This window comes from Acinetobacter sp. Ver3 (assembly GCF_000632455.1).
Lineage (GTDB): Bacteria > Pseudomonadota > Gammaproteobacteria > Pseudomonadales > Moraxellaceae > Acinetobacter.
On the sequence record NZ_JFYL01000083.1, the window covers coordinates 1 to 10,297 of the forward strand.

The following is a 10,297-nucleotide window of genomic DNA, read 5'->3' on the forward strand; positions in this document are numbered from 1 at the left end:
TAAATTTAATTACAGTACTCATGCGAATCTTATCAAGTAAAGTTCCCATGAGAATCGACCCGAAGATACCACCGATGTTGTAACCAATTTGAACATAGTTCGCTTCTGTTTTTCCTAAACCTTGTGCACCCATCAATAGTGGCAACCAGTTGAGTAAAAAATATAAAACAACTAACGTAAAGAAAAAACTGATCCAAATTTGAATCGTGGAAAAACGCCGTTCTTTTGCAAACAACACTTCAAAGAATGGGGTAGAAGTTTTATTCTTCGTCGCTGTTAAATAGTCTTTAGACTCTGGCAAATATTTCATTAGCAAAGGGATTAAAAGAATTGGCGCGAAGCCACCAATGTAGAAGATATGTCTCCATTGCGCATCACCAGCTAAACCCATTGCCACGAATGATGTCAACATTCCACCAAATGGAATACCGCTATACATAATACTGACTGCAATGCCTTTATGTTTCTCTGATACTGCCTCAGATGCCATGGTGATCATCATTGGTAAAGCGCCACCCATCCCTAAGCCAGTCAAGAAACGAATGATTAAAAGCAGTGTATAATCAGAAGCATATGCCGTTAGAACTGACATCACTCCAAAAATTAAAATACTGGTCAATAGAACTGCCTTACGCCCAATTTTATCAGCGAAACGACCTCCTAATAATGCACCAGGTAAAGTACCCAAGATTGCCGCGCTAAATGCCCATGCCATTTGAGTATTATCTAAGCCAAACTCTGCTCGCATCCGTGGTGCTGCTACGCCCATTGATTGAAGATCGAAACCTTCAAATACAGCGATAGCGAAACACAGTACGAGTGTAAGCGTAGCTTTAGTCTTACTACTTACACTTTGTTCCATTTTTTATTGTCCCTTTTAGAGCTTTTAAAATACTTTTAAAAAAATACACATCCTATGTATTGCCTCCGTCCAGGCAACTTAAAAAATATCACCCAAACTTATAAAATAATCAATATTTTTTTTAAATAAAATTCATTTAAAATATTATTTTATTAAATATCAATATATTATAAAAATTATATAAAAAATTCAAAAAAACACTTGTATGTAAGTTTAACTGATATTATCTTAATTCCAACAGGACATAAAACAAACACTAAGGAGCTTATCATGTCTTATCAAAATCGCTGGTCCACTGTTGATGTAAAAGTTGAAGCTGGCATTGCTTGGGTCACTTTAAATCGCCCAGAAAAGAAAAATGCGATGAGTCCAACCTTAAATAAAGAAATGATTGATGTACTTGAAACGCTTGAACTCGATCCAGAAGCAGGTGTTTTGGTACTCACTGGTGCTGGGGATTCTTGGACAGCAGGTATGGACTTGAAAGAGTACTTCCGTGAGGTTGACAGCCAGCCAGAAATTTTCCAAGAACGAATTCGTCGTGATGCATCACGTTGGCAATGGCATTTACTTCGTTTTTATTCAAAACCAACGATTGCAATGGTAAACGGCTGGTGCTTCGGTGGTGGATTCTCACCACTAGTCGCATGTGATCTAGCCATTGCAGCAGATGAAGCTACATTTGGCTTGTCTGAAGTGAATTGGGGAATTCCTCCAGGTAACTTAGTGAGCAAAGCTATGGCTGATACAGTTGGTCATCGTGCTTCTATGTACTACATCATGACAGGCAAAACCTTCTCTGGTGTTGAAGCTGCAAATATGGGCTTAGTAAACAAGAGCGTTCCACTTGCACAATTACGTGCAGAAGTAACTGAATTGGCAAATAATTTGCTTGAAAAGAATCCAGTTGTACTGCGTACTGCGAAGAATGGTTTTAAACGCTGTCGTGAGCTGACTTGGGAGCAAAACGAAGATTACTTATACGCCAAACTGGATCAATGCAACTACCGTGATGATGAAGGTGGTCGTGCACAAGGTATGAAGCAATTCTTGGATGACAAAACAATCAAACCAGGTCTTCAAACTTATAAACGTCCTGCTTAAGCAGAATCTACTTTTTTCGTCATGATGGACATGTAAGGAAACATTCACCATGCAAAACGTACAGTTACTTATTCACGGCCAATCTGTTGCAGCAAGTTCAGGACAAACTTTTGAAAGAATCAGTCCAATTAATGGCTCAATCGCATCAACGAGTGCAGCAGCGACTTTAAGCGATGTTGATCGTGCAATTGAGTCAGCGCATGAAGCATTCAAAACTTGGTCTGTTCTATCACCAACAGACCGACGTTTAAAATTGCTTAAAGCTGCAGATTTGATGGATCAAAAAACTGAACAGTTTATTCAAACTGCAATACATGAAATAGGTTCAACTGCGACGTGGTATGGCTTTAATGTCCATCTTGCTGCCAATATGCTGAGAGAAGCAGCAGCCATGACTACACAAATTGATGGAAATATTATTCCATCAGATGTTCCTGGCAATATCGCTATGGGTGTTCGCGTTCCATGTGGTGTCATCGTTGGTATGGCACCGTGGAATGCTCCTGTTATCTTGGCCACTCGTGCCTTAGCGATGCCTCTGGCTTGTGGGAATACAGTCGTACTTAAAGCATCTGAAGTTTGCCCTGCAACACATCGATTAATTGGGGAAGTACTTCATGAAGCAGGTATTGGCGATGGTGTTGTCAATGTCATTACTCATGCCCCGCAAGATGCTCCACAGATTGTAGAGCGTTTAATCAGTCATCCATTGACTAAAAGAATTAATTTTACAGGTTCAACGCATGTAGGTCGAATAATTGCAGAAACTGCAGCTAAATACCTCAAACCAGTGTTGCTGGAACTTGGTGGCAAAGCACCGGTCATTGTATTGGAGCAAGCGGACCTGGACGAAGCCGTTAATGCCATCAGTTTCGGCGCTTTTTTCAATCAGGGACAGATCTGTATGTCGACAGAGCGTGTTCTTGTGGATGAAAAAATTGCAAACCAATTCATCGAAAAATTGATCAATAAAGTTCAGAATATCAGAGCAGGAAATCCACTTGAGAGTCAAGAACCCCTGGGCGTTCTAGAAAGTTTAAAAGCTGCAACAAGAATCAAAAATTTAATTGAAGATGCACGTGAAAAAGGTGCATATTTACCACTGGGTTTGAGCATTGATGGTGCTATGATGCAACCTACTATCGTAGTTGACGTCACTAAAGATATGCAGATTTATGCCGAAGAATCTTTTGGTCCTGTGTGCACCGTTCAACGTTTTAAAACTGTTGATGAAGCAATCGATTTAGCAAATGACTCAGAATTTGGATTATCTGCAGCAGTTTTTAGTCAAGATTTATCCCTAGCTCTAGATGTTGCTAAACGTATCGAATCAGGTATTTGTCATATTAATAGTGCAACCGTTCATGATGAAGCGCAAATGCCTTTTGGTGGCGTGAAACAAAGTGGTTATGGACGATTTGGGAGTAAAGTCTCAGTTGCAGAGTTCACTGAGCTGCGTTGGATCACCATGCAAACCAAAACTCGTCACTACCCTATTTAACGAATATTTCAAAGAGTTGACATGAAGTCAGCTCTTTTCGTTGGAAAAGAATAGCTAAAAATACATGGAGTGAAAACAATGTCGAATATGACGGTTCATACGCATAAATATCCTGAGCGATTTGTTAAATTAGGCAGTCACGAGATTGAGTTTCAATCTAAAAATGGCACTTTGTATATTTCCCCAAAAGAACAACTTAAACCATACCCACAAAAAATTACTGACCGTTTAATTCAATATGCTCAAACACATCCCGATCGTGTATTCGCAGCAAAACGTGGTCATGATGATGAATGGATTAAGCTTACATACGCAGAAACATTAGATCGAGCATGGCGTATTGCACAAAGTTTGAAACAATATTCACATCTTTCAACTGAACGTCCTATTGTCATTCTATCTGGGAATGATCTAGAGCATCTTACTTTGTCAATGGGAGCAATGCTTGCAGGGATTCCATTCTCCGCAATTTCTCCTGCCTATTCACTTATTTCTAAAGATTTTGGCAAGCTCAAACATGTGTTTGATGTTCTAACACCAGGTTTGGTTTTTGCTAATGATGGTCAAGCTTTTGCTAAAGCGATTGAACATTGCTGTGATACAGATGATATTGTGATCGTTACGAATTCTGGAAAATTTGGTGAGAAAAATTGCCTTGCTTTCTCTTCACTCCTCTGCTCTGAAATTAGTGATATTAAAGATCATTATGAGACCATTGATGAACATCAAATAGCGAAATTTCTATTTACATCTGGCTCAACTAAAATGCCGAAAGCGGTACCTACAACGCATCTAATGCTATGTACCAATCAACAGATGCTGCTTCAGACCTTCCCTGAGTTTGAAGAGACCCCCCCAGTATTAGTTGATTGGTTAGCATGGCATCATACTTTTGGTGGCAGTCATAATGTAGGAATCGCACTATATAACGGCGGCACAATTTATATTGATGACGGCAAGCCAGTTCCAGGAAAGATGCAAGAAACCATCAGGAATCTTAAGGAAATTGCACCTACTGTGTATTTAAACGTTCCTAAAGGATGGGAAGAAATAACCGTAGCACTTGAACAAGATGCTGAGTTACGTGAAAAATTTTTTAGTCGAGTTAAAATTTTGTTTTTTGCTGGTGCTGCACTATCAGAAGCTGGTTGGAACAGACTTGACCAAATCGCGCAGTCACACTGTGGAGAACGTATTCGTATCATGAGCGGTTTGGGGATGACTGAGACTGCACCATCATGTGTGTTTACAACTGGTCCCAAAGTAATGGCTGGGTTCATTGGATATCCAGCTCCAGGTTGCGAAGTTAAATTAGTTCCCTATGGTGACAAACTTGAGTTTTGTGTTCGTGGTAAAAATGTCATGAAACATTACTGGCGTCTACCTATGGAACAACAAGCTAATATCTTTGATGATGAAGGCTTTTATCGCACCGGGGATGCAGTGAAATTAGTGGATCCATCCGACCCGAGTCAGGGACTCATGTATGATGGCCGTATAGCTGAAGATTTTAAGTTAAATACAGGTACCTTTGTCAATGTTGGAACTTTACGCAATAAAGTTCTCATTACAGGTAATCGATTTATTCAAGATGTATGTATTACTGGTTCTAATTTAAGTGCGATTGGATTTTTAATATTTCCCAAAATTGCAGATTGCGCTGAGTATGCAGGATTAGATTTAAGTCTAGTTGGTGCTAAAGAGGTGCTTCTACACCCTAAAGTTCAACAGTGGTTCAAGCAGTTTTTAATTGATTTCAACAAAGATGCGACAGGTAGTTCAAATACCGTTTCGATGCTTTATCTCATGATTGAACCTCCACTTCTTGATGCAGGAGAAACCACTGATAAAGGCAATCTCAATCAAAGTGGTATCTTGAAACGTCGCATAGCAATGGTGGAAGAGTTATACGAAAAAAACATCAATAATCCACTCATTATTCGCATTCCAACCCTTAGAAATTAACTCAACTTTTTTATTCAGCAGCGTTTAGTCAAACGCTGCTTAGACAGTTGCATTCAAAATTAGGATAACGCTATGCAGAAAGATAGTGATTTTGAGCTGTTTCGGGACAATTATCGACGCTTCCTAGCAGAGTTTGTCGCCCCATATTATGAGTCATGGGAAGAGCAAGGACTCATGCCTCGACAAGTTTGGGATCAACTTGGACAAAATGGATTTTTATGCGTCGATGTGCCTGAACAATATGGAGGTTACGGCGCACCGATATATTATTCACAAATGATCGTTCAAGAAACGGCTCGAGCGGGCTTCTCTGCGTTAGCCGTTGCAATCGGTGGTCAGAGTGAACTTGTTTCACCCTATATCCAGAATATTGGAAGTGAAGATCAAAAACAATATTGGTTACCTAAAATGGTATCCGGTGAAGTTGTTACAGCTATTGCAATGACTGAAGCCAATGCAGGTTCAGACCTACAAGCCATCCGCACTCAAGCCTTATTAGATGGCGATCATTATGTGGTAAATGGCTCAAAAACGTTTATATCGAATGGTCAACATGCAGATCTCATAGTTTTAGTTGCTAAAACTGATCCTCAAGCAAGAGCTAAAGGTATTTCGATTTTATTGGTGGATGCTCATTTAGATGGAGTAAAAAAAGGTCGTGGTCTAAAAAAAATTGGACTTCAATCTCAAGACACTGCCGAATTATTTTTTGACCAAGTCAGAGTTCCTAAAGACCAATTATTAGGTCAGGAAGGTCAAGGCTTTAGCTATCTCATGCAAGAACTTCCACGTGAGCGTTTGAGTATTTCTCTCATGGCATTAGGCGCTTTGCAAGGTGCTTTAGAAATTACTCAAGAATATGTCCTCGAACGTAAAGCTTTTGGACAATCAATTGCACAATTTCAAAATACTCGTTTTGTAATCGCTCAAGCCAAAATTAAAACTCTAGCAGCCGAAGCCTTTGTCGAAAAATGTAAGTCGCTTTATCAACAGGGAGTATTGGATGTAAGCGAAGTTGCGGCATTGAAATGCTTCATCACTGATACCCAATGTGAAGTCATTGATCAACTTCTGCAATTGTTCGGGGGATATGGATACATGCGGGAATATCCAATATCTCGATTTTATGTCGATGCACGTGTTCAAAAAATTTATGGGGGAACCAATGAAATTATGAAAGAAATCGTTGCAAGAGAACTTTTAGGAAAATAACACAAAGATTACCTCTATGTATTAATACTATTTCAGGATGAAATAAAGATGAAAAAATTATGGATCACACCACTTCTATTATGTACCGCTCCAGTATTTGCAAATAATTTTATCGACCAAAGTAAAGTCGAATTAACTGCACGTAACTTCTACTTTGACCGTGACTTTAAAGTTGAGAATAGATACCCCGCATTAAGAGACTGGACACAAGGATTTATCTTTAAAGCGCAATCTGGATTCACCGATGGAACGATTGGTTTTGGTTTAGATCTATTAGCGACCGCAGGTTTTAAACTGGATGCTGATGCTAAATATGGAGGTACAGGAAACTTAATTCGTTCCTTGGCAACCAATGAGCCTGCAGATCAATATGGTGAAGTTGGAGTCACTTTAAAAGCTAAAGTTTCTGAAACCGAGGTACGTATAGGGACTCTTCAACCCATGACTCCTGTTTTAGTCGGCTCTCCAGCACGACTTTTACCTCAAACGTATCGAGGTGTTGCAGTTCAATCTAAAGATATTCAAGGTCTGGATCTCCAGGCATCCTATATTGATGAAGTCAATCAACGTGATTCTACAAATTATGAAGCTATAAAGATCTCTGGAGTAAATGGTCGTTATATTTCTGAAGAAACAGATTATTTGTATTACTTAGGTGGACATTATGACTTGACTCATAATCCATTGCGGTTGACTGCATTTCATATGGATGTTAACGACTTATATCGCCAATCGTTGTTAGGCATAACCTATAAATATCCAATCTCAAATCAATCCACTTTTACAACACAGTTGCGTTACTACATTAGCGATGAAGATGGGACTGCTAAAGCGGGTTTAGTTGACAATAATTTACTTCATAGCCATTCAGAACTTCAACACCAAAACCATAAGTTTATCTTTTCTACATTTCACCACTTTGGAGATACTGCTTTTCCGTACTTAACTGGAGGAGAAACTGGACTAGCAATTGATACTTGGACTGGTGAGTTTTTGAATGCGAAAGAGCGTGTTTATAGCCTGCGTTATGAATACGATTTTAAAGACTATATTCCAGGTCTTCGTTTTATGACCCGCTATACCCATGGTAGCAATATTTACGCACCACAGTTGGGTGGTACAGATTTTTCGGAAGATGAATTGGATTTTGATCTAGCTTACACAGTTCAAAATGGCCCACTAAAAAATTTAGGTTTACGCGCGCGTTATGCGATCTATGATAATGATATGCCAATTACCGCCAATATTAAGCCAGCCAATGAAACTCGTATCAATATTGATTACACGTGGAAATTTAAATAATAACAAAAGGGTTCTTTACTGAGGAACCCGACCCTCTCTAAGGATAATAAGTATGAAATATTTAATCGGCTTATTGGTCTATACCACCACTACATTAAGTTTGGCAAATACCCAATATTCACCACAACCCATAAAACTTGAACCCCTTGCGACATTCAATGTTGAACTCACAGCCCCAGTTTGGGAACTCGGTAAAACTTCAGATTTAGGGCAAAGACGCATTATCCCAATCACTGGAGGAACTTTTTCTGGACCAAGTTTGAAGGGGCGTATTCTTAACAATGGTGCAGATTGGCAAAAGGTCGATAGCAAAGGTTTGGCATATATAGATACGCGCTATTTATTAGAAACTGATGATGGTGCTCTGATTTATTTACAAACTAAAGGTTATCGCCATGCTTCACCACAAGTACTAGAACAATTAAGTCGTGGCGAAGATGTTAATCCCACTCAATATTACTTCAAGTTAACCATGCAGTTTGAAACTAGCTCAGAAAAATATGCATGGCTAAATCAGACAATTGCAGTTGGAAGTGCAATGCGTCTCGGAAAAACCGTGATCTATGATGCATTTACAGTGAAATAAATATTAAAAGGAGTACTTTTCAATGGACGAACAAGTTTTATCTAATTTACCCCCTATTCATCATTTATTAGGTGGTCATCAACTTCAGTGGGACAAGGAAAAGCGAGTAATTTCAGTTCAATATATTGCTCTTGAAAGTTTTACCAATCCTAGGGGAAGTGTTGAAGGAGGCATGATCTGCGCAATGCTTGACGATGCAATGGGAATTTTAGCTGCCTTAAATCAAACAGAAAAACCAGCTGCCACAATTAATTTAACAATTGATTTCCTGAGACCATGTGAAGTTGGTGAAGTATTGGCAAAAGCGTGGTTCATTAAAGAAGGACGTAAAATTTTAAGCATTGAAAGTGAAGCTTGGCAGCATGGAAAGCTGGTAGCAAAAACCAGTGCTGCATTTATGGTTCTATAAGGATTAAAAAAAGAATGGATATCTTAAAATTAAAGGACTGTGTCGACAACGACAAAATAAGTTTATATCAAAAATTTGTTGTTTTTTTCTGTTTTATTTTATACATTATCGACGGATTCGATTTCATGATAATGGCTTATTTGGCAAGTTCAGTTGCCAATGAGTTTTCATTAACTGGTACTAATATAGGAACTTTAATTAGTGCTGGTTTAATTGGTATGACCGTCTGTTCATTTTTACTTGCACCTCTCGCAGATAAAATCGGTAGACGTAATTTAATTAACCTTTGTCTATTAATCTGTGGTCTGAGCATGTTTGCATCTGCATTTGCCACCGATTTTAAGCAATTGGTTCTGTGCAGATTTCTCACTGGTGTTGGTATTGGTGGTGTTCAAATCAGTGCTATGATTTTGGCCAGTGAATATTCTCCGACTAAATATAAAAGTTTTAGTGTTGGTATATTATCTGCTGGTTATGGGATTGGAGCAATTAGCGGAGCACTACTTGCTGTATATAGCTTAGAAAGTATCGGTTGGAGACAAGTATTTCTAATTGGTGGATTCGTTACTACATTTGCGTTTCTGTGCTCATTGAAATTTTTACCAGAATCGATCGATTATTTATTACTAAAACAACCAAAACATGCTTTGGAAAAATTGAATCAAGTTTTCTCTAAAATGCATAAAAAACCAATTCTCACACTCCCTAAAGCATACAAAGAAAATCAAAAGTCTTCTTACGTAGAAATATTTAACCACAAGTATTTAGTTAAATCCCTTGTATTATGGGTTTCTATATTCTTTATTCTTTTTGGTTTTTATTTCGTGATGGGCTGGACACCTAAAATTCTCAATAGTTCTGGTCTAGATAACTCATTATCTATTAAAACTGCCATGATGATCAGCGTGGGTGGTATTTTAGGTAGTTTTATCATTGGTGTTCTTAGTTCTAAAGTCAGCGTATACATCAATCAAATTGCCTTTTTAATCCTCACGTACGTATGTATTTTATTGTTTGTGAACAATACAGATAATTTAAATATATTAATCATCGTTGCCACAACGCTAGGATTCTTTATTAATGGCTGTTTAGCTGGAATCTATGCCATTTCTACACAGCTCTATGAGGCAGATGTACGATCAACAGGCGTGGGGATTGCAACTGGTGTTGGTCGTTTTGGTGGTATTTTCTCTCCAATCATTGCGGGATACTTTTTAGACCTAGGGAACTCGCCTTTAGAATTGTACGGAAATTTTGGTTTTGCATTTGTTTTAGCAGCTATTGCCATTTTCATCATCTATAAGTTAAAACAAAAATCCGTAGTCAATACACCATATGTCGTTTTACAAAAAGAAC

9 protein-coding genes are annotated in these 10,297 nt (G+C 38.5%); 8 read left to right on the plus strand and 1 reads right to left on the minus strand.

Annotation, left to right across the window (positions count from 1 at the left end):
* Positions 1-862, minus strand: an 862-nt coding sequence (mhpT, locus tag CL42_RS14365; RefSeq protein WP_035270070.1) for a 3-(3-hydroxy-phenyl)propionate transporter MhpT, incomplete at its 3' end; no start/stop codon positions are given.
* Between the two features lie 270 nt (positions 863-1,132).
* Between mhpT and CL42_RS14370 the strand changes: the two genes are divergently transcribed.
* The 8 genes from CL42_RS14370 to CL42_RS14405 all read left to right on the plus strand — a co-directional run.
* The gene (locus CL42_RS14370; RefSeq protein ID WP_035270071.1) at positions 1,133-1,966 is read left to right on the plus strand and encodes a p-hydroxycinnamoyl CoA hydratase/lyase; all 834 of its coding nucleotides are present in this window, start codon (positions 1,133-1,135) and stop codon (positions 1,964-1,966) included.
* 49 nt (positions 1,967-2,015) lie between these two features.
* Complete coding sequence (locus tag CL42_RS14375) at positions 2,016-3,467, plus strand: aldehyde dehydrogenase (protein WP_035270074.1); 1,452 nt, start codon at positions 2,016-2,018, stop codon at positions 3,465-3,467.
* 78 nt (positions 3,468-3,545) lie between these two features.
* Positions 3,546-5,432, plus strand: a complete 1,887-nt coding sequence (locus CL42_RS14380; protein ID WP_051586641.1) for a feruloyl-CoA synthase — start codon at positions 3,546-3,548, stop codon at positions 5,430-5,432.
* Positions 5,433-5,504: 72 nt separating this feature from the next.
* Positions 5,505-6,644 (plus strand): acyl-CoA dehydrogenase family protein, encoded by a 1,140-nt coding sequence (locus CL42_RS14385; protein WP_035270077.1) that lies wholly within the window; start codon positions 5,505-5,507, stop codon positions 6,642-6,644.
* 48 nt (positions 6,645-6,692) lie between these two features.
* A complete protein-coding gene (locus CL42_RS14390; protein ID WP_035270081.1) occupies positions 6,693-7,946 on the plus strand; it encodes an OprD family outer membrane porin in 1,254 nt (417 codons plus the stop codon).
* A 52-nt stretch (positions 7,947-7,998) separates the two neighbouring features.
* Positions 7,999-8,532: a DUF3237 domain-containing protein gene (locus CL42_RS14395; protein ID WP_035270086.1), complete on the plus strand. Its 534-nt coding sequence runs from the start codon at positions 7,999-8,001 to the stop codon at positions 8,530-8,532.
* Positions 8,533-8,554: 22 nt separating this feature from the next.
* The gene (locus CL42_RS14400; RefSeq protein WP_035270089.1) at positions 8,555-8,941 is read left to right on the plus strand and encodes a PaaI family thioesterase; all 387 of its coding nucleotides are present in this window, start codon (positions 8,555-8,557) and stop codon (positions 8,939-8,941) included.
* Positions 8,942-9,066: 125 nt separating this feature from the next.
* A partial coding sequence (locus CL42_RS14405; RefSeq protein ID WP_171076806.1) for an MFS transporter occupies positions 9,067-10,297 on the plus strand: 1,231 nt, incomplete at its 3' end.